Origin of the sequence: Streptomyces sp. NPDC058001 (assembly GCF_042886315.1) — a bacterium.
Taxonomy (GTDB): Bacteria; Actinomycetota; Actinomycetes; order Streptomycetales; family Streptomycetaceae; genus Streptomyces.
The window spans coordinates 301,263-324,886 of the sequence record NZ_JBHVQT010000015.1; the positions used below are offsets into that span (position 1 = coordinate 301,263).

At 71.5% G+C, this 23,624-nt stretch carries 21 protein-coding genes; 8 read left to right on the forward strand and 13 right to left on the reverse strand.

The features are described from left to right. Positions 1-6: 6 nt before the first annotated feature. The 4 genes from ACFVT5_RS34575 to ACFVT5_RS34590 all read right to left on the reverse strand — a co-directional run bounded on the left by ACFVT5_RS34575 (position 7) and on the right by ACFVT5_RS34590 (position 3,647). Positions 7-786: an ABC transporter permease gene (locus ACFVT5_RS34575; protein ID WP_389896286.1), complete on the reverse strand. Its 780-nt coding sequence runs from the start codon at positions 784-786 to the stop codon at positions 7-9. Beyond that, positions 783-1,820: an ATP-binding cassette domain-containing protein gene (locus ACFVT5_RS34580; RefSeq protein ID WP_389896289.1), complete on the reverse strand. Its 1,038-nt coding sequence runs from the start codon at positions 1,818-1,820 to the stop codon at positions 783-785. The genes ACFVT5_RS34575 and ACFVT5_RS34580 overlap by 4 nt, the downstream gene beginning before the upstream one ends. Before the next feature lie 266 nt (positions 1,821-2,086). After that, the gene (locus ACFVT5_RS34585; RefSeq protein WP_389896292.1) at positions 2,087-2,725 is read right to left on the reverse strand and encodes a helix-turn-helix transcriptional regulator; all 639 of its coding nucleotides are present in this window, start codon (positions 2,723-2,725) and stop codon (positions 2,087-2,089) included. Positions 2,726-2,879: 154 nt separating this feature from the next. Then, positions 2,880-3,647, reverse strand: a complete 768-nt coding sequence (locus ACFVT5_RS34590; protein WP_389896294.1) for an AraC family transcriptional regulator — start codon at positions 3,645-3,647, stop codon at positions 2,880-2,882. 120 nt (positions 3,648-3,767) lie between these two features. On the opposite strand from ACFVT5_RS34590, the gene ACFVT5_RS34595 reads away from it, so the two are divergent. Continuing rightward, positions 3,768-5,219 (forward strand): MFS transporter, encoded by a 1,452-nt coding sequence (locus ACFVT5_RS34595; protein ID WP_389896390.1) that lies wholly within the window; start codon positions 3,768-3,770, stop codon positions 5,217-5,219. Here the strand turns inward: ACFVT5_RS34595 and ACFVT5_RS34600 are convergent. Further along, entirely contained in the window at positions 5,158-6,765 is a 1,608-nt protein-coding gene (locus ACFVT5_RS34600; RefSeq protein WP_389896296.1) for an MFS transporter, read from the reverse strand. The two genes, ACFVT5_RS34595 and ACFVT5_RS34600, sit on opposite strands and share 62 nt — an antisense overlap. 204 nt (positions 6,766-6,969) lie before the next feature. Here ACFVT5_RS34600 and ACFVT5_RS34605 point away from each other — a divergent pair, with 204 nt between their 5' ends. The 3 genes from ACFVT5_RS34605 to ACFVT5_RS34615 all read left to right on the forward strand — a co-directional run bounded on the left by ACFVT5_RS34605 (position 6,970) and on the right by ACFVT5_RS34615 (position 10,370). Continuing rightward, entirely contained in the window at positions 6,970-7,344 is a 375-nt protein-coding gene (locus ACFVT5_RS34605) for a YciI family protein (protein ID WP_389896298.1), read from the forward strand. Further along, on the forward strand, positions 7,341-8,579 hold the full coding sequence (locus tag ACFVT5_RS34610) for an RNA polymerase sigma factor (protein ID WP_389896300.1): 1,239 nt from the start codon (positions 7,341-7,343) through the stop codon (positions 8,577-8,579). The genes ACFVT5_RS34605 and ACFVT5_RS34610 overlap by 4 nt, the downstream gene beginning before the upstream one ends. 99 nt (positions 8,580-8,678) lie before the next feature. Next, positions 8,679-10,370 (forward strand): amino acid permease, encoded by a 1,692-nt coding sequence (locus ACFVT5_RS34615; protein ID WP_389896302.1) that lies wholly within the window; start codon positions 8,679-8,681, stop codon positions 10,368-10,370. Here ACFVT5_RS34615 and ACFVT5_RS34620 read toward each other — a convergent pair. Then, positions 10,295-10,825, reverse strand: a complete 531-nt coding sequence (locus ACFVT5_RS34620; protein WP_389896304.1) for a GNAT family N-acetyltransferase — start codon at positions 10,823-10,825, stop codon at positions 10,295-10,297. The two genes, ACFVT5_RS34615 and ACFVT5_RS34620, sit on opposite strands and share 76 nt — an antisense overlap. A 93-nt stretch (positions 10,826-10,918) precedes the next feature. Next, positions 10,919-11,539, reverse strand: a complete 621-nt coding sequence (locus ACFVT5_RS34625) for a GNAT family N-acetyltransferase (protein WP_389896307.1) — start codon at positions 11,537-11,539, stop codon at positions 10,919-10,921. Positions 11,540-11,669: 130 nt separating this feature from the next. Here ACFVT5_RS34625 and ACFVT5_RS34630 point away from each other — a divergent pair, with 130 nt between their 5' ends. After that, a complete protein-coding gene (locus ACFVT5_RS34630) occupies positions 11,670-12,632 on the forward strand; it encodes a pseudouridine synthase (RefSeq protein ID WP_389896309.1) in 963 nt (320 codons plus the stop codon). Here ACFVT5_RS34630 and ACFVT5_RS34635 read toward each other — a convergent pair. From ACFVT5_RS34635 to ACFVT5_RS34660, 6 genes are all read right to left on the reverse strand, one after another. Further along, positions 12,626-14,104, reverse strand: a complete 1,479-nt coding sequence (locus ACFVT5_RS34635; protein WP_389896392.1) for a cytochrome P450 — start codon at positions 14,102-14,104, stop codon at positions 12,626-12,628. The two genes, ACFVT5_RS34630 and ACFVT5_RS34635, sit on opposite strands and share 7 nt — an antisense overlap. A gap of 116 nt (positions 14,105-14,220) precedes the next feature. Next, entirely contained in the window at positions 14,221-14,835 is a 615-nt protein-coding gene (locus ACFVT5_RS34640; RefSeq protein WP_389896311.1) for an ATP/GTP-binding protein, read from the reverse strand. Then, positions 14,816-15,190 (reverse strand): DUF742 domain-containing protein, encoded by a 375-nt coding sequence (locus tag ACFVT5_RS34645; protein ID WP_389896313.1) that lies wholly within the window; start codon positions 15,188-15,190, stop codon positions 14,816-14,818. The genes ACFVT5_RS34640 and ACFVT5_RS34645 overlap by 20 nt, the downstream gene beginning before the upstream one ends. After that, complete coding sequence (locus ACFVT5_RS34650) at positions 15,187-15,594, reverse strand: roadblock/LC7 domain-containing protein (RefSeq protein WP_389896315.1); 408 nt, start codon at positions 15,592-15,594, stop codon at positions 15,187-15,189. The genes ACFVT5_RS34645 and ACFVT5_RS34650 overlap by 4 nt, the downstream gene beginning before the upstream one ends. Beyond that, complete coding sequence (locus tag ACFVT5_RS34655) at positions 15,591-17,210, reverse strand: sensor histidine kinase (RefSeq protein ID WP_389896317.1); 1,620 nt, start codon at positions 17,208-17,210, stop codon at positions 15,591-15,593. The genes ACFVT5_RS34650 and ACFVT5_RS34655 overlap by 4 nt, the downstream gene beginning before the upstream one ends. A 406-nt stretch (positions 17,211-17,616) precedes the next feature. Beyond that, the gene (locus tag ACFVT5_RS34660) at positions 17,617-18,264 is read right to left on the reverse strand and encodes a TetR/AcrR family transcriptional regulator (protein WP_389896319.1); all 648 of its coding nucleotides are present in this window, start codon (positions 18,262-18,264) and stop codon (positions 17,617-17,619) included. Between the two features lie 260 nt (positions 18,265-18,524). Between ACFVT5_RS34660 and ACFVT5_RS34665 the strand changes: the two genes are divergently transcribed. Genes ACFVT5_RS34665 through uca form a run of 3 tightly spaced genes read left to right on the forward strand, consistent with a single transcriptional unit; the run spans position 18,525 to position 23,613 of the window. Further along, the gene (locus tag ACFVT5_RS34665) at positions 18,525-19,349 is read left to right on the forward strand and encodes an urea amidolyase associated protein UAAP1 (RefSeq protein WP_389896321.1); all 825 of its coding nucleotides are present in this window, start codon (positions 18,525-18,527) and stop codon (positions 19,347-19,349) included. Next, positions 19,346-20,053: an urea amidolyase associated protein UAAP2 gene (locus ACFVT5_RS34670; protein ID WP_389896323.1), complete on the forward strand. Its 708-nt coding sequence runs from the start codon at positions 19,346-19,348 to the stop codon at positions 20,051-20,053. The genes ACFVT5_RS34665 and ACFVT5_RS34670 overlap by 4 nt, the downstream gene beginning before the upstream one ends. After that, the gene (gene uca / locus ACFVT5_RS34675; protein ID WP_389896325.1) at positions 20,050-23,613 is read left to right on the forward strand and encodes an urea carboxylase; all 3,564 of its coding nucleotides are present in this window, start codon (positions 20,050-20,052) and stop codon (positions 23,611-23,613) included. Before ACFVT5_RS34670 ends, uca begins: the two co-directional genes overlap by 4 nt. Positions 23,614-23,624: the final 11 nt, after the last annotated feature.

The following is a 23,624-nucleotide window of genomic DNA, read 5'->3' on the forward strand; positions in this document are numbered from 1 at the left end:
GGGCCGCTACACGGACCGCTGGTACGAGCGGAAGGTCCGTGTCGACAGCCACACCGCCACCACGGCGAGGGCGAGCAGCGCGCCGCCCCTGGTGAGGACGGTTCCCCAGTCCGCATCGGCGGCCAGCGCCGAACGCCCGGCGACCATCGCCCAGTTGAGCGGGTTGAAGTCGGCCGTGTCCCGCATCCAGCCGGGCATCTGCGACGGCGCCATGAACGCGGACGACAGGAACGTCAGCGGCAACAGCAGAAAGGTGTTGATGCCGATGATCGACTCGCGCTGCCGCACCAGCATGCCTATGGCGTTGGAGAGCGCGCCGAACACCGTGCCGAGCAGGACCGAGGCGACGATCAGGATCACCACGCCGAGGACCCCGCCCGGGTAGTCGGCGCCGCCGAGTTTGCCGAGCAGCACGATCACCAGGGACTGGAGCGCGGTCGTGAGGCCCTGTTGCACGACGTTCGCGTTCATCAGGGCGCTGCGGCTGACCGGCGTGATCAGAAAACGGTTGAGCGTGCCGCGCTCTATCTCCTCCAGAGTGCCCATACCGGCCCACATGTTGGAGCTGAGGGCACTCATCACCACGATGCCGGGCACCAGATAGTCGAGATAGCTGGTGGTGCCGAAGCCGCCCAGTTCGACGACCTTCTTGAAGAGGTTCCCGAACAGGAACAGCCAGACCGCGGGCTGGATCAGCATCATCACGAGATACGCGGGCTGCCGTAGCACCGCCATGAGTTGACGCTGCGTCATGTACCAGGTCTGGGTGAGGGTCGCCGTGCTCATCGGGCACCTCCGGCGGGGGTCAGGGCGAGGGCTCCGGTCCCGTCGGCCTCGGCCGCCGCTGCCGCCTCGGCCTCGGAGTATCGGCGTCCGGCATACCGCAGATACACGTCGTCCAGTGACGGGCGTGCGACGGTGGCCGCGGCGACGGCGGCACCGATCCGTTCCAGTGCGGTGAGCAGCGCGGGCACGGCCGCCGCTCCGTCGTCGGCGCGGACGCTGACCCGGCGCCCGTCGATCAGCACCTCGTGCACCCCGGACAGTCCGCCGAGCGCGCCACGCAGCACGGTTTCCCCGCCCTCGCCGACACCTTCGCGCAGTTCCAAGTGGACGGCGTCGCCGCGCAGTTCGCCCTTGAGGAGGTCGGGGGTACCTTCCACGACGACCCGGCCGCGGTCCACGATGGCGATGCGCTCGGCGAGCCGGTCGGCCTCTTCGAGGTGGTGCGTGGTGAGCAGGATGGTCAGCCCCTCGTCCCCGGCAAGCCGGGCGATCTCGTCCCACATCGCGGTGCGCGCCTCGGGGTCGAGTCCGGTCGTCGGCTCGTCCAGGAACAGCACATCGGGCCGGTGGACCAGTCCGAGCGCCACGTCCAGACGCCGCTGCATGCCACCGGAGTACCCCTTGACCTGGCGGTGCGCCGCTTCCACGAGGGTGAAGCGGTCGAGCAGTTCGTCGACGCGGTGGTTCAGGGTGGCGCCCCGCATTCCGTAGAGCCTGCCCTGCAACCGGAGGTTCTCCCGGCCGGTGGCGACGGGGTCGGCGCCGGACTTCTGGGCGACGACGCCGATCGCGCGACGCACCCGGTCCGGGTGGCGCAGCACGTCGTGTCCCGCGACGGTGGCCGTGCCCGAGTCGGGGCGGGCGAGGGTGGTGAGGATTTTGATGGTGGTGGACTTCCCGGCGCCGTTGGGCCCGAGGAGTCCGAAGACCGTGCCCGGCTCGACGGTGATGTCCATCCCGGCCAGGGCGGTGACCTCACCGGGATAGGTCTTGATCAGTTGACGCGCCTCGACCGCGGGCGCAGTGGTACTCATGTCGACGGCTCTCCTGTGTGAGCGGTTGTCTCGGAAGGGCCGAGCCGAAACCGCGGGAAGAGCGCCGGGCTATCCTGGGTGTGCCGCACCTCGATCGCCTGGCCTGCTTCACCGTGGGTCCGGTCCGGGGTTCGTGACCCTGGCGGGAACTGCTGCAACAGCTCCTGCCGGGGTCTTTTTCACGGGACCCGAAGGACCTCTGAAAACTCTGGAAACTCTGGGCCTCGCCGGGCCTCCTTCAGCTCGGATCCTGGAGCGAGCCTGCCTCAGGTCGGGTCCTGGAGTTCGGCGAACTCCGGTGGCAGTTCGCCGGTCTCATGGAAGCGGCGCCACGCGTCGACGCCGTCCAGCGAGCCGGTGTGGATCTCGTTGAGGAATCCGCCGACCCACTCCACCTGCGCCTCGATCATGTGGAGTTGGTACTCGACCTCCACCAGGAAGAGTCGCGGCACTGTCTCGTACAGCTTCTCCAGGCCGCCCCGGACTCCGGCCGCCTCCACCTCCAGCTTGGCCAGCCGCTCCCGCAAGAGCCGCGCGACCTCGTCGGGTTGGATGACGCCCATCAGCGAGAGGGCGGTCTCGAATATCGGGTACTCACGCGCGGGGAGGGCCAGCAGGTCCGACAGCCACTCGGTCATCTCCTCGCGCCCCGCGTCCGTGAGGCCGTACAGGGTGCGCTCGGGGCGCTTGCCCTGCCGCTGTACGTCGGTGATCTCGACGAAGCCGTGCTTCTCCAGGTTCTGCACCACCGTGTACAGCGAGCCGTAGTTGATCTTCGTGCTCTGGTCCTTGCCCTGGCGCCGCAGGGTCTGCGCGATCTCGTAGGGATGCATGGGCCGCTCGGTGAGCGCGACCATCACGGTCAGCGCCAGTGGATTGCTCAGCTTGCGGCGTTTCGACGCCATCCGTGACACCTCACTCCCTCACCCCGACACACAGCACGGCACCTGACACCCGTACGGAACCCTCGTAACCGAATATCCGTGAACGAACATATCGTGAGTACGCGACTTCCGTCAATACACGATGTATCGCGTATATGAATCGATTGGCAACCCGTCAAGCGCGACGCTTGTGGGTCCCGGGTGTGTAGCCGAACGCGCGGCGGAAGACGTCGATGAAGGCGCTGGTGGAGGACCAGCCGCAGCGGTGGGCGACCGTGGTCACCGGCAGGTCGTCGGCCAGCATGCGCAGGGCGTGGTAGAGGCGCAGTTGCGTACGCCACTGGGGGAAGGTCATGCCGAGTTCCTGGCGGAAGAGACGGCTGAGGGTGCGCTCGCCCGCGCCCGCGGTGGACGCCAGGGCGGCCAGGGTGCGCGGGTCGGCGGGGTCGTCGTGCAGCAGGTCGCAGACGGCCCTGAGGCGGGGGTCGGTGGGGGCGGGCAGCTGAACGGGTTCCTGTGGGGACGCGCGGAGTTGGTCGAGGAGGACCGCGCGCAGCCGCATCCGCTCAGGGGTGTCGTCGTGCGGGTCCCTGGTGCAGGCAAGGATCAGCTCGCGCAGCAGGGGGCCGACGGAGAGGACCGTGGGGGCGTCGAGGCCGAGCGGGTTGACCTCGGGGGGCAGGCCGAGCAGATGCAGGGCGAGGTGACCGTGGGCGCGATGGGAGTGGACGCAGCCGGCGGGTACCCAGATGGCCCGGTTGCCGGGAGCGAACCAGGTGCCGACCTCGGTGGTGACGGCCAGGACGCCGGAGCCCGCGTAGATGATCTGGTGGTCGTCGTGACGGTGCGCGTCGATGCTCTCCCCGGGCGCCAGTGCCTGGGTACGGGTGGGCGCCTCGGGGGTGTGGCGGATGTGGCGGGCGCTGTGGCGGATGTCCGTCATACCTTGGCATTTTATTGGAAGCGCGCCAGATCGTGCCCTCGCGACGATGGCCAGGTGTCAACGAACGAGGTGTCAACGAACCACGAGGGCCCGACGAACCGGACGTCACCTGCCGGTTCCATCACATCCCTCTCCCTCGGCCACGCCTGCGTGGACATCTACCAGGGCGCCGTGGCCGCCCTGGTGCCGTTCTTCGTGTCCGAGCGCGCCTACTCCTACGCCGCCGCGTCCACCGTCGTCCTGGCCGCTTCCCTGCTGTCCTCGGTGGTGCAGCCGTTGTTCGGGGTCCTCACCGACAAGTGGGCCATGCCGTGGCTGGTGCCGGTGAGCACGATGGCGGGCGGCGCCGGGGTCGCGCTCGCCGGGGTCAGCGATTCCTACACCGTGACCCTGGTGGTCGTCGCGATCTCCGGGATCGGTGTCGCCGCCTACCACCCGGAGGCGGCCCGCGTGGCACGACGCGTCAGCCGTGGCAGTCACTCCGCGATGGGTTGGTACTCCCTCGGCGGCAACCTCGGTTTCGCCGCGGCGCCTCTGCTGGTCTGGGGCGTCATGGCCGTGGGCGGCCTGCGCGCCTCGCCCCTGCTGATCGTCCCCGCACTCGCCGGGGCGGCGCTGAGTGTGGCGGCGCTACGGGGAATGAAGGCCCGCACCACGACGACAGCGACCCTTCACACGGGCCATACCATCGACCCTCACGCAGACCAGGCCGCCGCCCCTCACACGGGCGAAGCCACCTCCGAAGTCGCCACCCCCCACGCAGGCCAACCCCCCGCCCAGGACGACTGGACATCCTTCCTGAAGCTGTCGGGGGCCATCGTCTGCCGCTCGATCGTCTTCGTCGGCCTCAGCGCGTTCGTCTCGCTGTACGTGCGCCGACGCACCGGCGGCGGAGAAGCCTCCGGTACGGCCGCGCTGGTCGTGCTCTACCTCGGCGGCGCGCTGGGCACCGTCGCCGGCGGGACACTCGCCACCCGCTACGGCCGTCTCCCGGTCGTCCGGTGGTCCTACGCCCTGACCGTCCCGGCGGTGGCCGGCGCGGTCTTTGTCCCCGGCCCGCTCCTCTACGGGTTCATCGCGCTGACCTCGGCCGGGCTGTATCTGCCCTTCTCCCTGCACATCACCCTCGGCCAGGACTATCTGCCCCGGCGCGTGGGCACCGCCAGTGGCGTCACGCTGGGCCTGACCGTCAGCATCGGCGGCATCGCGACCCCGCTCATCGGCGCCGCCGCCGACGCCACCTCGCTCCAGACCGCCCTCGTCCCGCTGATCGCACTCCCCGCCCTCGGCTGGCTCCTCCTCCGCACCCTGAGCGAACCCGACACCCTCGAAGCGGTCACGCGGGACGCACCCCGACCGCCGCAGGACGCACCCCGACCGCCGCAGGACGCACTCCGACCGCCCGTCGGACCCACACCGGTGGGACCCACACCGGTGGGACCCACACCGGTGGGACCCACACCGGTGGGACCCACACCGGTGGGACCCACTCCGGTGGGACCCGCGCCGATCACACCCGCCGGGACCGGCGATGCACCCGCAGGAACCACACCGCCAGGCCCGCGAAAATGACCGCTCCGGCGACACCGGCCACATGCAGCCCGCCCGTGAACGCGTCATGCGCCGCGCGCAGCAGATCGGCCGCGGCCCGTTCGGGCAGCCGGTGCGCGGCGCCGACCGCACCGGCCAGCGTCTCCCGGGCCGAGTGCGCCGCGCCCGGGGGCAGCCCGGCCGCCGTCGCGTCCGCCACCGGGCCTGCCATCCGGTGCTGGTAGAGGCCGGTGCCCGCGGCGCCGAGTACCGCCATGCCGAGTGACGCGCCGAAGAAGTTGCCGGTCTCCGACATCGACGCGGCCGAGCCGGCCCGCTCCGCCGGTACCGCGCCCAGGACCACGCCGATACCGAGCGCGAACAGCGGACCGGTGCCCAAGGCCAGCACCGCGACCCCGAGCGCCAACGGCAGCGGCCCGCCTCCGGCGCCGACCCGCGTGATCAGCAGGCAGCCCAGTACCGAGACGGCGAGCCCCGCCGCGATCGCGGCGGGCAGCGGCAGCTTCCGGCCGAGCGTCGGCGCCAGCAGCGTGCCGAGGCCCACGGCCAGCCCCATGGGCGCGAACCACAGCGCCGCCGTGGTCGGCGACAGGTCGAGCACGCTCTGTAGGAACTGGGTGCCGAGGAGTCCGGTGCCGGCCATCGCGAAGCCCGCGAGGACCAGTGCGCACAGGACCGCGGTGAAGGTCGGGTTCCGGAACAGCCGCAGGTCCAGCAGCGGTGTGGGCAGGCGCAGTTGCCGCCGGACGAACAGCGCGCCGACGCAGCCGCCGACCACGATCGCGGCCACCGGAAGCGCCGGGCCGCCGCCGCCCTCGGGCACGGCCAGCCGTTTGATCCCGTAGACGATCGGCAGCACGGCCACCAGCGACAGCGCCACACTGACCGGATCCGCCCTGCCCGGGGCCGGGTTGCGGTACTCCGGCAGCAGTAGAGGACCGGCCACCAGTACGAGCAGCATCACCGGCGCGGCCACCAGGAACACCGAGCCCCACCAGAAGTGCTGCAACAGGAACCCGCCGAGCACCGGTCCGAGGGCCGCGCTGGTGAAGTTGCAGGTGGCCCAGATCGAGATGGCCCGCCCGCGCTGCCGGCCCTCGGCGAACATGCTGGTGATCAGCGCCAGCGTCGACGGCATCAGGGCGGCGCCCGCCAGTCCGAGCAGCAGCCGCGCCCCGATCAGCATCGTCGCGCCCGTCGAGAACGCGGCCAGTACGGACGCGGCGCCGAACCCGGCCGCGCCGATCAGCAGCAGCCTGCGCCGGCCGATCCGGTCCCCCAGGGTGCCCATCGTGATCACGAACCCGGCCGTCATGAACCCGTAGCTGTCGGTGATCCACAACTGCTCGGTGCCGCTCGGCCGCAGCTCGGCGGTCAGCCTGGGCAGTGCCAGGAGCAGGACGTTGATGTCCACACCGACCAGCAGCGTGGGCAGCGCGAGGAGGGCCAGTCCGCACCAGGCCCGCCGCCCGGCGCGATCCTCGGCCGGGGACGGTTTCTCGGTCGCCTTCTTGGCCGCCTTCCCAGCGGTCTTCCTGGTCGCCTTCTTGGTCCTCGTCGTGGTCATGGGGCAGCCTCCTCCAGGTGGTCGTCACCTGAGGTCGGAGCCGATCGGCGGATCTTGACGCGCCCCGGCGGATTCGGCCGGTCCGCCGAACCCGCCGCCGGGATGTCCCGCCGTAAAGTCCCTCCGGCATGTCAAGGACGGCCGACCCGCGACGACCACCTGATGACGGGGCCCGACCGGGCGCCACGAAGGTGAGGAGCAGACATGAAGTACCTGCTGATCATGAACATCAACCCGGCCATCATGGAGGAGCTGACCGAGGCCGAGCGACGGGAGATCATGGACGGTCACGGTGACTTCATCAAGACGGTCCGCGAGTCCGGCGAGATGATCGGTACCGCGGCGCTCGCCGATCCGTCCCAGAGCGCGGTGGTCCGCGTCCGCGACGGTGTGCCGGTCGTCACCGACGGCCCGTATCTGGAGGCCAAGGAGTTCCTCGGCGGCTACTACCTGGTCGACGTCGCGAGCAGGGACCGCGCCCTGGAACTGGCCGCGTTGATCCCGGACGCCCGGGTCGACGGCATGGGTATCGAGGTCCGCCAGGTGATCTTCTCCGACGACGGCGGCCCGTCCGCTTGAGCGCCGACCGCACCACCGTCGAGGGCCTGCTGCGCGCGCTCGCGCCGCAGGTCCTCGGCGTGCTGGTGCGCCGGTACGGGCAGTTCGACCTCAGCGAGGACGCCGTACAGGAGGCGTTGCTCACCGCGGCGACCCGTTGGCCGGCCGAGGGTGTCCCGGGCAATCCGCGCGGCTGGCTGACCACGGTCGCCGACCGCCGCATGGTCGACCAGATGCGCAGCGAACGGGCCCGGCGCCGGCGCGAGGACGCGGTGGCCGCGCGGGAGCCGGATCCGACGACGCCCGGTCCCGGCGAGGACAGCCCGGCGGACCGGGACGACACGCTCACGCTGCTGTTCCTGTGCTGCCACCCGGCGTTGAGCCCCGCCTCGCAGGTCGCTTTGACGCTGCGCGCGGTCGGCGGTCTGACCACCGCGGAGATCGCCCGCGCCTACTTCGTGCCGGAAGCGACCATGGCGGTCCGGATCAGCCGGGCCAAGCAGCGGATCAGGGCCGCCGGCAGCGCGTTCACCCTGCCGGTCGGGCAGGACCGGGCGGAGCGGCTGCGGGTCGTGCTGCATGTGCTGTACGTGATCTTCAACGAGGGGTACACCGCCAGTTCCGGTGACCGGCTGCGCCGCGACGACCTGGCCGCCGAGGCGATCCGGCTGGCCCGTGTGCTGCACCGGCTGCTGCCGGACGACGGCGCGGTGACCGGTCTGCTGGCCCTGATGCTGCTCACCGACGCCCGCCGGGACGCCCGTACGGGACCGGACGGGGAGTTGATCCCGCTGGACGAGCAGGACCGCTCGCGCTGGGACCGGGGTCGCATCGCCGAGGGCGTCGCGCTGGTCAGCGACGCGATGGCCCGCTCGACGCTCGGCCCGTACCCGTTGCAGGCGGCCATCGCCGCGCTGCACGACGAGGCGCCGAGCACCGGCGAGACCGACTGGCGCCAGATCAACACGCTGTACAAGATCCTGGAGCGGATCTCACCGAACCCGATGGCCGGTCTGAACCGGGCGGTGGCGGTCGCCATGATCGACGGGCCACGGGCCGGCCTGGCCCTCCTTGACGAACTGGCAGCGGACGAACGGATCACCGACCACCACCGGTTGCACGCGGTCCGCGCGCATCTGCTGGAGCGGGCGGGCGACGACGCGGCGGCGCGGGAGTTCTACCGGCGTGCTGCCCGCGGCACCTCCAGTCTGGCCGAGCGCCGCTACCTGGAGGCCCGCGCCGCCCGCCTGGCGTGAGGACTTGGGCGCCGACCCGACACGGAAGGGATACGCGGTCGAAACAGCGTCTCCCTAATTTCTGTCAACCGACAGGAATCGCCGAAAGCAGGTGCCGCCGTGACGTCCACCGCTCCCTTTGACGTACGCCCCGACCCGCCCGAGTCAGCACCCGGGTCCGCGCCCGAGTCCGCGCCCGAGTCCGCGCCCGCGAAGGCCGCCGCCGCGTACGACGACGGCTCCCTGGGCGCGTTCGGCTACCGCCAGGAGTTGCACCGCAGTCTCGGCCGCTATGCCTCGTTCGCCGCCGGGTTCTCGTTCATCTCCGTTCTGACGACGGTGTTCCAGTTCTTCGCGGTCGGCTACGCGTTCGGCGGCCCGGTGTTCTTCTGGGCCTGGCCGGCCGTCCTGGTGGGCCAGTTGGCGGTGGCCGCGTGCTTCGCCGAACTCGCGGCGCGCTATCCGCTCTCGGGCGCCATCTACCAGTGGGCGTCCCGGCTCTCGAACCTCACCTTCGGCTGGTTCGCCGGGTGGATCATGGTGATCGGGCAGATCGTGGTGGTGGCCGCCGCCGCGCTGGCGCTCCAGATGGTGATGCCGCCGCTGTGGTCCGGCTTCCAGTTCGTCGGCGGCGATCCCTCGCCGACCTCGCCCTCGGGAGCGGCGAACGCGGCGATACTCGGCGTCGTGCTGCTGACGCTGACGACGCTGGTCAACGTGGTCGACAACCGCGTGATGTCCGTGATCAACCGGGTCGGGGTCACCGCCGAGATCGTCGGCGCCGTCCTCATCGCCGCCCTGCTCCTCACGCACACCGAACGCTCACCCGGCATCACCTTCCATACCTCGGGCGCGGCCCAATCGGGCCTGTTCGGGGCGCTGTTGGTGGGGTCGTTCACGGCCGCGTACGTGATGATCGGGTTCGACAGCGCGGGCGAGATGAGCGAGGAGACCCGGCATCCCCGTCGTACCGCGCCCCGGACGATCCTCATCGCGCTCGGCGCGGCGGGTCTGCTCGGCGGGCTCCTGGTGCTCGGCGGGCTGCTCGCGGCGCCCAGCCTCACCGACGGTCGGCTCGGCGTGGACGGTATGAGCTATGTCCTGACGAGCAGTCTGGGCGACGGCGTCGGCCGGGTGCTGCTCGCCGATGTGGTGGTGGCGATCACGGTCGGCACCCTCGCGATGCAGACCGCCGCGTGCCGGATGCTGTTCTCGATGGCACGCGACGGTCAACTGCCGGGCTCCCGACTGCTCGCGAAGGTCGATCCGCGCACCGGGATGCCGAGCGGACCCGCCCTGGCCGTCGGCACGGTCGCCGGGGCGCTGCTGCTGCTCAACTTCGCGTCTCCGGAGGCGTTCCTGGCCATCGGCACCACCTGCATCGTGATGCTGTACCTCGCGTACGCGATGGTGACGGGCCCGCTCCTGCTGCGGCGGCTGCGCGGCGACTACGCGGGGCGCGGCACGGACGGCACCGACGAGACAGGACGCCCGCTGTTCTCCCTGGGCCGCTGGGGCGTCCCGGTCAACGTACTCGCCCTGCTGTACGGCCTGTTCATGACCGTGAACCTGGCGTGGCCGCGCGCGGAGGTGTACGACCCGGCGGGCGGGCACTGGTACTTCCAGTGGTTCACGGTGCTGTTCCTGGCCGTGACGCTCGCCGCCGGCGCGGCCTACCGGATGTACCGGGGCCGCGCCGACCGCCGTTCAGGCGACCATCGTCCGCCTACGGTGCCTCAGCTCTCCGCCGGGTCGGCCGGGCCGGCCGGACCCACACCCGGTACCCCGGACCCGGCGGCGTCGTCCTCGTAGCGCGACAGGGTCACGGTGTCCGCCTCGAAGCCGAACCCCTCCCAGTACGCGCGTGCCCGCGGATCGTCCGCGCCGACGTCGATCCGCAGGGTTCCCGCGCCGCACGCCTTGAGATGCGCGAAGGCGGCACGGGCGAGGGCGCGGCCGGTGCCGTGTCCGCGGTGCGCGGGTACGACGTAGAGGCATTCGAGGCGGCCCATGGGCGGGGGCAGCAGCCCGTCGCCGTGGTCCAGGGCGCCGTTGACATAGCCGATGACGTCGCCGTCCAGGACGGCGACCAGGCAGAACGCCTGGTGGTGCCAGGCGGCCGTGCTGAGCATGCGGCCGATACGGGCCTCGCCGCCCGGGGGCAGCGGGCCGCCGTCCGGGATCTCCTGGACCATCCGGTTCCAGAGCGCGGCCACGGCGGGCCCCTCGCTCTCGGTGATGCGCCGGATCAGTGTTCCGGTGTTCATGTGTGCTGCTCCTTCTCGGGTTCGTCTCCTGGGTGTCGGTGGTGTGCACCGGGCAGGAGGCGCCCGAGGGCGGGCAGAGGCGTGGTGTCAGCGTCAACCTGGCATGGATTCACCGTAGTTGACCGGGGGTGTCGGGTCAGCCCCTACGCGCGCGTGGAGATGCATGTCGTGCCAGCCGTCCGGGTGGAGCAGGGCGGACCGCTTGGTGCCCTCCAGGAGGAAGCCGGTCTTGTCGGCGACGCGGCACGAGGCGTTGTTACCGGTGGCGTGCAGGAGTTCGATCCGGTGGAAACCGATGTCGTCGAGGGCCCAGCGGCACAGTGCGGTGACGGCGGTCGGGGCGACACCGCGTCCCCGGGCGGCCGGCATGGTCCAGTACGCGATCTCGGCCGCGCCGTCCGCCAGGGTGATGCCCCGCAAGGCGATCCGGCCGGCGATCTCGTCGGACTCCGCGTCGGCGACGGCCCAGAACGCGTGCCGTTCCCCGTGCCACGACGTACGCCACTCCTCGATCCAGTCGCGTACCTCGTCCTCGGAGTGCGCCACGCGCGCGTGCCACTGCTGCATCACAGGGTCCTGGAAGGCCGTGAACACGGCCGGCGCGTCCTTCGGCTCCCAGGGACGCACCCGCAGTCCCGACGCCACGGGCAGCGTGGGCTGCTCACGGGCGGCGAACGTTCCGGTGGGGATCACGTCGGGGATCAAGGACGGCATACGGGCATCGTGCCACCGGGCCACGACCACCCGACACCGAATTTCCGCGCTGACCACGCCGCACCGGCCTGCACGACCTGCACGGCCTGCACCGGCCTTCGGATGCCCCCGGTGACTACCCTGGACCCCGATGACCCGTTCCCGCCGTGTTCCCCCCGCTCCCCTCGCCCAGCGCGACGGTGTCGACGCCGCCCGGCTGCGGCTTCCGGCCGACGGGGTGTGGGACACCGTCCGTGACCATCTGGTGGCGCGGCTCGCGCCGCCCGCCGAGGTGATCGACGGCATGCTGCGGGACGGCGCGTTCGTGACCGCCGACGGCAGCCCCGTCCGGCCCGACACGCCCTACGCGCCCGGTCTGTGGCTGTGGTTCCACCGGGACGTGCCGCCCGAGGTGCCGGTGCCGTTCCCGCTCGACGTCGTCCATCAGGACGGGCACATCGTCGTCGTGGACAAGCCGCACTTCCTCGCCACCACACCGCGCGGCAGTCATGTCACCGAGACGGCGCTTGCCCGGCTCCGGCGCGATCTGGGGCTCCCGGAGATCGGCGCCGCGCACCGCCTCGACCGGCTCACGGCGGGCCTGGTCCTGTTCACGGTGCGACCCGGGGAACGCGGCGCGTACCAGAGCCTGTTCGCGGAGAAACGGATCCACAAGGAGTACGAGGCGATCGCCCCGTACGACGAAGCTCTCGCGCTACCGCGTACCGTGCGCAGCCGGATCGAGAAGGAGCGCGGGGTGATCGCCGCCCGCGAGGTGCCCGGGGAGCCGAACGCGGAGAGCCGGATCGAGCTGCTGGAGCACCGCGCGGGACTGGGCCGCTACCGGCTGCTGCCCCGCACCGGGCGCACCCATCAGCTACGGGTGCACATGAGTGCGCTGGGCGTGCCGATCGTCGACGACCCGGTGTACCCGGTGGTGGCCGGCCCCGTGCCGGACGGTGACTTCCGGCATCCGCTGCAACTCCTCGCACGGGTACTGGAGTTCACGGATCCGGTCACGGGGCGGGCCCACCGGTTCGTCAGCGGCCGGACCCTGGCGGCGTGGCCCGCGCACCAGGGGCCCACGCGCCAGGGGACGGACACCGGTCAGTAGCCGCGCCACCACCGCACGAGCCGCGCCCAGGCGCCACGCGGCGCGGGGACCTGGGGTGCGGGCTCGGGCTCGGGCGCGGGCGTCGCGGCCTGCGGCGGCAGCGGCGCGGGCGCGGCGGGCTGCTCCTGGCGGGGCACATCGGCCGGAGCGGAACTCGACACCTGCCAGTCGGCGCGGGCGGACTGCGCCTTGCCGATACTGGGCCGGGTCATCACGTCCTGCGGCGGCTTCGGCGCGAAGGTGACGGGCAGCTCCACCAGGTGCCGCGAGAGGATCGACGACCGCCACGTCAAGTCGTCCTCGTCCACGGCAAGTTGCACGTCGGGCAGCCGCATCAGGAGCGCGTCGACACCGGTGTCGGCGATGGCGCGTCCGATGTCCTGCCCGGGGCACTCGTGCGGCCCGCCGCTGAAGGCGAGGTGCGAGCGGTTGCCCTGCATGTTGGCGCCGAGGTCGGGCCGTACCGCGGGGTCGACGTTGCCGGGCGCGATCCCGAGGATCAGGCCGTCGCCCGCGCGGATGTGCTGGCCGCCCAACTCGGTGTCCTGCTTGGCGAAGTAGCCCACCATCGCGGTGAACGGCGGCTCGTCCCACAGGGTCTGCTCCACCGCCTCGGGCACCGTCATCTGACCGCCGCTGAGCTGGGCGCGGAACCGCGGGTCGGTGAGGACCATGCGCAGGACGTTGGCGATGAGGTTGGCCGTCGCCTCGTACGCGGCGATGAGGACGAGCCGCAGATGCTGGGCCACCTCGTCGTCGGTGAGGCGGGACTCGTGGCTGATGAGCGCGCTGGTGAAGTCTTCCTCGGGCCGTGCGCGGCGCCGGGCGACGAGATGCATCATCGCGCCCATCACGTACTCGTTGCTGGCGATGGCGGTCTCGGTGCCCTTGATCATGTCGCGGGCGGCCTGCACCATGCGTTCGTTGTACTCCTCGGGCATGCCGAGGATCTCGCACATGACGGCCATCGGCAGCTGCTCGGCGAACTGGCTGACCAGGTCGGCCCGTCCCTCCTGGCAGATGTCGTTGACGAGGCGCTGGCTGTATCGGTTGATGTAGCGGCGTACGCCCCGGTGGTCGATCGTCGACATGGCGCCGGTGACCGCGCCGCGCAGCCGCTGGTGTTCGGCGCCCTCGGCGAAGCTGCAGATCGGCTGCCAGGAGAAGACGGGCGCCAGCGGGTGGGTGGGCCCCGCGGTGCCGTCGAGGACGGCCGACCAGGTGCGAGCGTCGCGGTTGAACGTCGACGGCGTACTGGTCATGTGGAGGTTCTCGCTGTGCCCGAGGACCACCCACATCGGGACGTCGTTGTGGATGAGCACGGGCGCGACCTGGCCGTGCTCGGCGCGCAGCTTCTCGTAGAGGCCGGCCAGGTCGGCGTCCGCCTCCGGCCCGTACAGCCGGCGCCGGCCGCCGGGGGCCAGGCCGTGCGCGGGACAGCCCGGCGGCGGACTCTGGCCGGTGTCGTCCATGCCGGGGAAGCGAGGGGTGGGAGTCGTCACGGGGGTCGCTCCGAGGTTCCGGGGTCCGGTGGATGGGGAGTCAGGGCAGGGTGGTTCGGGGTGGGTCGGTGGGATCCGGGTGGCGCTCAGGCGGGAGTCCCCGTCAGCGAGTGCAGGAAGTGCATCAGCGTCATCAGGACATCCCGGCTGGACGCCTTGCGCCGGGCGTCGCATTTCACGATGGGGATGTCGGGGGACAGATCGAGCGCGGTACGGAGTTCCTCCACGGGATACCGCGGCGCGTCCGGGAAGTCGTTGACCGCGATGACGAACGGAACGCCCCGCTCCTCCAGTCGCCCTATGACGTCGAAGCTCACTTCGAGGCGCCGGGTGTCGATGAGTACGACAGCGCCGAGCGCCCCTTCGAAGAGGCCGTTCCACAGGAACCAGAAGCGTTCCTGACCGGGCGTGCCGAACAGATACAGCACCAGCTGGTCGGTGATGCTGATCCGTCCGAAGTCCATGGCGACGGTGGTCGCCGTCTTGGTGTCGGAGCCGTAGTTGTCGTCGACTCCGATACCGGCCTGCGTCATCGTCTCCTCGGTGGTCAGCGGGCGGATCTCGCTGACGGCACCGACCATGGTGGTCTTGCCGACCCCGAACCCGCCCACGATCACGATCTTCACGGCGGCGGACGCGGTGTCCGGCAGATGGTCCTCCACGCGGGGACCCGTGATCGTCTCAGAGCCTTTGAAGTCCATGCATCACCGCTTCGAGAAGGGAACGGTCGGGCAGCGCTGAACGCACGATGGGGGCGCGCGCCTGGACCAGTTCGGCTGCCAGCAGCTCGGTCAGCAGCACGGTCACCACGCTGAACGGCAGATTGAGGTAGGCCGACAACTCGGCCACGGACAAGGGGGACTTGCACAGCCTCAGGACAGTGGCCTGCTCGGGCTGGGCGGTCGGCGGCGGATCGGCGCGCGCGACGATCAGGGTGACGAGGTCGAGTTCTGCCCGTTCCGCACCCTCCGGGCCGCCCGTGATGACGTACAGCCGTTCAGGGTCTTTTTCCTGACCGGGTAACGGAGTGCGGCGTGCGCGTTGCGGAGGAGTCATACGGTCTGCCCGTCACGCCTCGGCGGGCTCGTCAGGTGGGCGCCGATCCGGACGACGAGATCACGCATCCGGTTGCTCATGAGGCCGGCGTCGACGGTTTCGTCGGCGAGGACGGCGAGGTAGGCGCCGGCGCCCGCGGCCATGAGATAGAAGTAGCCGCCGCTGACCTCGATGATCACCATCCGCATCCGGCCGTCGCTGTCCGGGATCTCCGCGGCGACCGCGGAGGCGAGGCTCTGGAGCCCGGCGCAGGCGGCGGCGAGCCGGTCGGCCGCGTCGGGTTCGCCGCCGTAGCGGGCGATCCGGAGGCCGTCGGCGGAGAGCACCACGACCTGCCGGGTCTGCGGCACGCCGTCCGCCAGTTCCTTGAGCATCCAGTCGAAATTGGCTCGCTGCTGGATCACTTGCGGTCCCCCTCGTCCACCACGTCGTCGGTCTGGGGGCGTCCCGGCGCATGCGGGTCGTCCCATGGGTCCCGCCCGATGTCACCGGGACCCTTGATGCCGTTCATGAACGCCTCGACCCACAGGCCAGGTTCGGGGTCGTCCGCCCGCTGCGACGAGGGCGACGGCACATTCCACGGGTTGGGTTCACCGGCGGCCTCCGCGGCCTCGGCGGCGGCGGCCTCCGCGTACCGCTGGGCGAGCGGGGTCTTCACGCGGCTGCGGCGCTGCGGCAGCCCGTTGGGTGTCCACTCGGTGACGACGGGTACGTCGTCGTCCATGGTCGCCGTCATCGGCAGGTCGTCCACGGGGCGCCGGGGGCCCGTCGTGGGACGGCGCTTCTTGGCCTTGCGCTGGAGTTCTTCCATCGGCGAGCCGTCGTCGTTCACGCGGGGCACGGCGGTGGCGCCGATGCCGTGCGCGAGACCGGGCGCGGGGCCGGTGGTGAGCATGTCGCGCGGCACGATGAGGACGGCGCGGACACCGCCGTACGCGGACTGCCGCAGCGAGATCTGCATGTTGTACATCTGCGAGAGCCGGCCGACGACGGCCATACCCAGGCGCGGGGTCTCGCCGAGGTCCTTCAGGTCGATACCTGCCTGGGCCTGGGCGAGCATGCGCTCGGCGCGCAGCCGCGCCTCCTCGCTGAGGCTGACGCCGCCGTCCTCGATCTCGATGGCGATACCGGTCTGCACCTCGACGGCGGTGACATGTACCCGGGTCTGCGGGGGCGAGTACCGCGTCGCGTTGTCGAGGAGTTCCGCGCAGGCGTGGATCAGGGGTTCCACATGGGTGCCCTTGATGGCGACCTTGGCGATGGAGTGCAGGTCGATGCGCCGGTATTCGAGGATGCGGGACATCGCGCCGCGCAACACGCTGAACAGCGGTACGGGCTTGGGCCACAGACGGCCGGGGCGGGCGCCGCCGAGTACCGCGATGGAGTCGGCGAGCCGACCGATCAGCGCGGTGCCGTGGTCGATGCGCAGCAGGTCGTCGAAGACCTCGGGGTTGCGCCCGTGGTCCTCCTCCATCTCGCGGAGTTCCGCGGCCTGCTGGTGGACGATGGCCTGGACGCGCCGGGCGACGTTGACGAAGGCGCGCTGGGTGGACTCACGCATCGCCTCTTCGTTGTCGACGATGGTCAGGACGTCGCGCAGCAGTCGGCGCTGGGCGTCGGGAAGGTCGCGGTAGGCCGGGTCGCCGTCGACCACGGCGGCGATGACCTCGTTGGGCGACTCGCCCTGGCGGAGCCGGAACAGCGCGTCGGGCATGAGCTGCCGGCCGAGGTGGGCGGTCTCGGCGTCATGGGCGGCGATCCGCCCTTCGAGGTGCTCGATCTGCCGGGCGTGCTCGGCGCGGAGGTCCCGCAGCGCGCGCCCGCGGCGTACGACCTGGGCGGCGACCGCGAGGACCAGGAGCGTGCCGATCGCGCCGCAGAGTCCGACGGCGATCCGGGCCGGCTCCGTCACCACGGCGACGGAGCCTCCGGTCACCGCGGCCATCAGGACGGCAGGCAGCAACAGCACGCGGGCGTAAGGAACTTCTCGGCCACCGGGAGGCGCTTGAACACTCACCATGTATGCCCTCTAAGACAGTCGGCTGGGGGAGGTGTACGGGAGGAATCGGGGGTTGCATCAGGGGTGTGCTTCAGGGGGTTGGTTGCGTCACTGGCAACGCGCGAACTTTTCTCAACTCAGCGCGCTGCGGGCGAGCTTAGTCCCGCCGGATCATCACCGTGTCATATTCCGCAAGCGCCTGAAATGCCGGTGTGCGGGCGACTAGACTCGGGCCATTTACACGCTGGGAGACGAATCGCACACATGGAGTAGTGAAGTCCGGTCGTACGATAGCGGGTCCCCCGGGTGAGCGAGCAAGGGGGGGACCAAGGGTGGTGCGGATGAGTTGTGTGGGAATTGAGGGGATGTCGCGGGGCTGTTGAGTGACTCCTGAGTGCTGTTGAGGGGCCGTTCAAGGGTGGGGCGTTCAGAGCCCCGCGATACGCAGGGCCGCGTCCGCCGTGGCCTCGGCGAACGCCGACACGGCGCGCTCGGGGTCGGACCGGTGGACCAGGATGACACCTTCGATGAGCCCGAACACGAGGTCGGTCCGCAGCTCCAACTCACTCTTCGCGAGCGCACCGCCCGGCCCGGTGTCGGCGAGCAACTGCCGGTAGGCGTCCTTGAGTTCGGCCCGTACGGCGTGGAACCCGGCGAAGCGTTCGGCGCGCACTTCGGGCAGCAGATAGAGGCCGCCGAGGTTGTGCGGGCCGCCGCACAGCAGTTCCACGTCGGACCGGCACAGCAGCCTCAACCGCTCGGCCGCCGGTGCGGTGTCGTCGGCGAGGAGCTGCCGGGCCAGGGTGAGCGAGGGCGTGACGGTGGAGTCCAGGAGGTCGGCGAGGAGGTCCTCCTTGCCGGACACGTAGTGGTACATCGTGGCCTGGCGCATGCCCGCGCGTTCGGCGACGGCCCGGGTGGTGGTCGCCGCGTAGCCACGGGTGGTGAACAACTCGGCGGCCGCGGTGAGGAGTTCATCGCGGGGGGACAGGCCGGTGTCGGGGCGCCGCGCGGCGCGGGGGCGGCCGACGCGACGTCCACGGGAGCCGACCGCGGCCCCCGCGTCTCCAGTCACCGAATCTCCGGTCCCCGTGTCCCCGGTCCCCGAATCTCCGGCCGCCGCGTTCTCGGCTCCCGTGTTTTCGGACTCCGCGTCACTGGTCCCCATGCCGCCGATCCTCGCACATCAGGACGGTGCCGCCGCACGACCGGCGACCCCCCGGCCGCACCCGTGAGGGATCGGTAACCGAGCGGCAACGCCGGGGCAACGGCGGCGACCCGACCCGCTCCTAATTTCTGTCGAGCGACAGAAATGCCGAGCCGGAAGGTCACGCGATGGCGACAGCGACCACCCACGGAGCACGCGACCACGCCCGCGCCCAGGAGGGCGCCCGCGCCGACGCCATGCCGGTCGTCCCGGCGAGCGCCTGGCCCGATCCCCCGTGCGCGGCCGGTCAACTGGTCTGGGCCGAGACGGTCGCGGGCGGCGGCTACACACACCGGGTACTGGCCCGGGGCACAGAACTGCGGCTGACGGACCTGACCGGTGACGCCTGCGCGCATCTGCTGCTGTTCGCCGCCGACCGCCCCTGGGAGCGGCTGAACACCGCCGACACCGTCAAGGTGCAGTGGAACGCCTACCTCGGCGAGAACCGGCTGCTCCTCTCCGGCCAGGGCCGTGTCCTCGCCTCGGTGACCACGGACACCTCGGGCCGGCACGACGCGCTGTGCGGCACCTCCACGTCGGCCCGCAACTCCGTTCGGTACGGGGACGGTTCGCCGCAGTCCGGCTACCCGGCCGGACGTGAACTGTTCAAGCTGGCGGCGGCCAAGAGCGGTTTGTCGGCACGTGATCTGCCGCCGTCGGTCTCCTTCTTCCAGGGCGTGACGGTACGCGAGGACGGCGCACTCGACTTCACCGGCTCGGTGGGGCCCGGTGGCAGTGTCACGCTCCGCGCCGAACAGGACGTCACCGTGCTCCTCGCGAATGTGCCGCACCCCCTCGACCCCCGTACCGCCTATGTCGCGGGCCCGTTGGAGGTGCTCGCCTGGCGGGCCGCGCCGACCGCGCCCGGCGATCCGCTGTGGGAGGCCACACCGGAGGGCCGCCGGGCCTTCCTCAATACCGCCGGGATCCTCGCCGCCAGGGGGATCGCATGACCGGCCGTCCGGTCGCCGTGAGCCGGCGATCCGTCGTCGTCCCGGCCCGCGCGCCCTGGTCGGCCGTGCTGCCCGCGGGCGCGTCGCTGACCGTCACCGATCTGCACGGCAACCAGGCCGTCGACTTCCTGGTGTACGACGTCCTGGACACCGCCGTCCGCTACAGCGCCCCCGACACCCTCCAGGCGCAGGGCTCCCTCTTCCTCACCACCGGCAGCGTCCTGATGTCGAACGAGCACACGCCGCTGATGACCGTCGTCGAGGACCAGGTCGGCCGGCACGACACGGTCGGCGGCGCCTGCTCGAAGGAGTCGAACACGCTCCGGTACGGGCATCACACCTGGTCCCAGCACGCGTGCGTGGAGAACTTCCTCGCGGAGGGCTCGCGGTACGGGCTCGGCGCCCGCGATCTCGTCCCCAATGTCAACTGGTACATGAACGTGCCCGTCGAGAAGGACGGCACCCTCGGCATCGTGGACGGCATCTCCGCGCCGGGCCTGCGGCTGACCCTGCGCGCCGAGACCGATGTCCTCGTCCTGGTCTCCAACTGCCCCCAGATCAACAACCCGTGCAACGGCTTCGAGCCGACGGCGGTGGAGATGACCGTGACCGCGGAGACGACCACCGGGACGACCACCGATCCGACCGCCACCGACCCGAGCGCCACCGACCCGACCACCGACGACCGTGGGGCCATCGCATGACCTTCGACACGCTGCTCGTCGCCAACCGCGGTGAGATCGCCGTACGGATGCTGCGTACCGCCCGTGACCTGGGGCTGCGTACGGTCGCCGGGTACTCCGACGCGGATCGCGGCGCCCCGCACGTGCGGCTGGCCGACACGGCGGTGCGGCTGGGTCCCGCGCCCGCCAAGGAGTCGTATCTGGACGCCGATTCGGTGCTGCGCGCGGCGAAGGACTCCGGTGCGGGGGCCGTGCACCCGGGGTACGGCTTCCTTTCCGAGGACGCGGGTTTCGCACGGCGCTGCGAGGACGCCGGGATCGTATTCGTGGGCCCGACACCCGGTCAGTTGGAGCTGTTCGGCGCCAAGCACACGGCGCGTGCGGCGGCCGAGGCGGCGGGCGTGCCCCTCGCCCCGGGCACCGGTCTGCTCGACGGGCTGCCCCAGGCCCTCGCGGCGGCGGACCGGATCGGTTACCCCGTGATGCTGAAGGCGACCGGCGGAGGCGGCGGCATCGGGATGTCCGCGTGCCACTCCCCCGGCGATCTCGCGCAGGCGTGGGAACGGGTGCACCGGGTGGCCGCCGCCTCCTTCGCGTCGGCCGGGGTGTTCCTGGAGCGGCTGGTCGAGCGGGCCCGGCATGTCGAGGTCCAGGTGTTCGGCGACGGCGAAGGCCGCGTCGTCACCCTCGGGGACCGCGACTGCTCGCTCCAGCGGCGCCATCAGAAGGTCGTCGAGGAGGCCCCGGCCCCCGGCCTGCCCGAAGCGGTCCGCGACCGACTGACCACCGCAGCCCGCGACTTGTGCGCGAGCGTGCGCTACCGCTCCGCGGGGACCGTCGAGTTCGTGTACGACGCGGCGCGCGAGGAGGCGTACTTCCTGGAGGTCAACACCCGGCTCCAGGTCGAGCATCCGGTGACCGAGGAGACCTACGGCGTCGACCTGGTCGCCTGGATGCTGCGCCTCGCCCAGGGCGACACCGGCGTGGTACGGGACCCGGGTCCGCCGCGCGGGCACGCCGTGGAGGCCCGGATCTACGCCGAGGACCCGTCACGCGACCACCGCCCGAGCGCGGGTCTGCTGACCCGGGTGGCGTTCCCCGAGGGCGTCCGGGTCGACGGCTGGGTCGAGACGGGCACCGAGGTGACGACGGCGTACGACCCGATGCTCGCGAAGGTCGTGGCGCACGGCGCCGACCGGACCGAGGCGCTGGCCCGGCTCGACACGGCGCTGGCCGCCACCCGTGTGGACGGCGTCGAGACCAACCTCGGTCTGGTCCGGGCCGCGCTCGCCGACGGCTCGTTCCGTACGGCCACGCACTCGACGGCGACCCTGGCGGGCGTCACCGATCCGACGCCCCGGGTCGAGGTGACGGCGGGCGGCACGCTGACGACGGTCCAGGACTGGCCGGGCCGTACGGGGTACTGGCAGGTCGGGGTTCCGCCGTCCGGGCCGATGGACGACCTGTCGTTCCGGCTCGGCAATCGCGCGCTCGGCAATCCCGAGGGTGCCCCGGGCCTGGAATGCACCCTTCAGGGGCCCACGCTCCGCTTCACCCACACCACGACGGTGTGTGTCACGGGCGCCCCGGCCGAGGTGACGGTGGACGGAGTGCCGGTGGCGCGGTGGGAGCCGGTGACGGTACCGGCCGGGGCGAGCCTCGCGGTCGGGGCGCCCTCGGAGCACGGGCTGCGGACCTATGTGCTGTTCGCGGGCGGCGGACTCGACGTGCCGGACTTCCTGGGGTCGGCGTCGACATTCACGCTGGGCCGGTTCGGGGGACACGGCGGACGGGCACTGCGGACGGGCGACGTCCTGCGCCCTTTTCTGCCGGGGGACGGTGTGCGCGACGGTGCCAGGGCGCCCGTACCGCTCGACCGGCGGCCCGTGTTCGGGGCGGTCTGGGAGATCGGCGCGGTCGAAGGCCCGCACGCGGCACCGGAGTTCTTCACCGAGGACGACATCCACGCCTTCTATGCGGCCGACTGGAAGGTCCACTTCAACTCGGCCCGCACCGGGGTCCGGCTGGTGGGCCCGAAGCCCCGCTGGGCGCGTGCCGACGGCGGCGAGGCGGGCCTGCACCCGTCGAACATCCATGACACGCCCTACTCGGTCGGCGCCGTCGACTACACCGGCGACATGCCGGTGCTCCTCGGCCCCGACGGGCCGTCGCTCGGCGGCTTCGTCTGTCCCGCGACCGTCGTCAAGGGGCAGCGCTGGAAGCTGGGGCAGTTGCGCCCCGGGGACACCGTGCGGTTCGTGCCGGTGACCGTCGACGCGGCGGCCCGGCTGCGCGCCGAACCCGCCGCCCGGCCCGTCGCGGACCGAGCCGCCCTCACCGACGGCGGGATCCTGGCCCGGCACGACGACGTCACGTACCGGCGAAGTGGCGACGACAACCTCCTCGTCGAGTTCGGTCCCATGCAACTGGACCTCGCCCTGCGGATGCGCGTACACGCCCTGATGCGGGCCGTGGAGGCCGCGCGGCTGCCCGGCGTCACCGAGGTCACGCCCGGGATCCGTTCCCTTCAGATCCAGCTCGACCCGGATGCCGTCACGCAGCCCGAACTCCTCGACGCGGTACGGCGGATCGTGTCCGGGCTGCCCTCGGACGACGCGCTCGTGGTGCCGTCGCGGACCGTGCATCTCCCGCTGTCCTGGGACGATCCGGCGACCCGCGACGCGATCGCCCGCTACATGGCGGGCGTACGTGACGACGCGCCCTGGTGCCCCTGGAACATCGAGTTCATCCGTCGCGTCAACGGTCTCGCCTCCGTGGACGACGTGTACCGCACGGTCTTCGACGCCGAGTACCTCGTCCTCGGTCTCGGGGACGTGTACCTGGGCGCTCCGGTGGCGACCCCGCTCGACCCGCGCCACCGGCTGGTCACCACCAAGTACAACCCGGCACGCACCTGGACCGCCGAGAACTCCGTCGGTATCGGCGGCGCCTATCTGTGCGTCTACGGGATGGAGGGGCCCGGCGGCTACCAGTTCGTCGGCCGGACCACGCAGGTGTGGTCCGGGTGGCAGCAGCGCGGCGCCTTCGTCCCCGGCTCCCCTTGGCTGCTGCGCTTCTTCGACCGCGTCAAGTGGTACCCGGTAGGCCCCGACGAACTCCTCGACCTGCGCGCCGACCTGGTGTCCGGCCGTTTCGTCCCCCGAATCGAGGAGGGAACCTTCTCGCTCGCGGAGCACCACCGCTTCCTCGCCGCGCATCGGGACGAGATCCTCGCCTTCCGCGCCGATCAGGCCATCGCGTTCGGCAGGGAGCGGGAGGCGTGGGAGGCGGCGGGGGAGTTCGCGCGCGCCGATTCGGCGACAGCCCCGGCGCCGCCCACGGCCGAGGTGACGGTGCCGGAGGGCGGCCGGCTGATCGAGGCGGAGTTCGCGGCGTCGGTCTGGCAGGTGAACGTGGCGCCCGGCGACACGGTGACGGCGGGTCAGCCCCTCCTGACCCTGGAAGCAATGAAAATGGAATCCCACATCCACGCCCCCCACCCAGCCGTGGTGACCCAGGTCTTGACAGCCCCAGGCCACCAGGTAGAACCGGGCACTCCCCTCATGGTCCTCGGCCCATAAATCTGTGACCC

Bases quoted from the DNA above. Each gene is read 5' to 3' on its own strand.
- ACFVT5_RS34640 (WP_389896311.1), bottom strand. From the start codon at position 14,835: ATGGACTTCAAAGGCTCTGAGACGATCACGGGTCCCCGCGTGGAGGAC.
- ACFVT5_RS34580 (WP_389896289.1), bottom strand. From the start codon at position 1,820: ATGAGTACCACTGCGCCCGCGGTCGAGGCGCGTCAACTGATCAAGACC.
- ACFVT5_RS34590 (WP_389896294.1), bottom strand. From the start codon at position 3,647: ATGACGGACATCCGCCACAGCGCCCGCCACATCCGCCACACCCCCGAG.
- ACFVT5_RS34635 (WP_389896392.1), bottom strand. From the start codon at position 14,104: ATGGACGACACCGGCCAGAGTCCGCCGCCGGGCTGTCCCGCGCACGGC.
- ACFVT5_RS34665 (WP_389896321.1), top strand. From the start codon at position 18,525: ATGGCGACAGCGACCACCCACGGAGCACGCGACCACGCCCGCGCCCAG.
- ACFVT5_RS34605 (WP_389896298.1), top strand. From the start codon at position 6,970: ATGAAGTACCTGCTGATCATGAACATCAACCCGGCCATCATGGAGGAG.
- ACFVT5_RS34620 (WP_389896304.1), bottom strand. From the start codon at position 10,825: ATGAACACCGGAACACTGATCCGGCGCATCACCGAGAGCGAGGGGCCC.
- uca (WP_389896325.1), top strand. From the start codon at position 20,050: ATGACCTTCGACACGCTGCTCGTCGCCAACCGCGGTGAGATCGCCGTA.
- ACFVT5_RS34585 (WP_389896292.1), bottom strand. From the start codon at position 2,725: ATGGCGTCGAAACGCCGCAAGCTGAGCAATCCACTGGCGCTGACCGTG.
- ACFVT5_RS34575 (WP_389896286.1), bottom strand. From the start codon at position 786: ATGAGCACGGCGACCCTCACCCAGACCTGGTACATGACGCAGCGTCAA.
- ACFVT5_RS34655 (WP_389896317.1), bottom strand. From the start codon at position 17,210: ATGGTGAGTGTTCAAGCGCCTCCCGGTGGCCGAGAAGTTCCTTACGCC.
- ACFVT5_RS34600 (WP_389896296.1), bottom strand. From the start codon at position 6,765: ATGACCACGACGAGGACCAAGAAGGCGACCAGGAAGACCGCTGGGAAG.
- ACFVT5_RS34670 (WP_389896323.1), top strand. From the start codon at position 19,346: ATGACCGGCCGTCCGGTCGCCGTGAGCCGGCGATCCGTCGTCGTCCCG.
- ACFVT5_RS34625 (WP_389896307.1), bottom strand. From the start codon at position 11,539: ATGCCGTCCTTGATCCCCGACGTGATCCCCACCGGAACGTTCGCCGCC.
- ACFVT5_RS34645 (WP_389896313.1), bottom strand. From the start codon at position 15,190: ATGACTCCTCCGCAACGCGCACGCCGCACTCCGTTACCCGGTCAGGAA.
- ACFVT5_RS34630 (WP_389896309.1), top strand. From the start codon at position 11,670: ATGACCCGTTCCCGCCGTGTTCCCCCCGCTCCCCTCGCCCAGCGCGAC.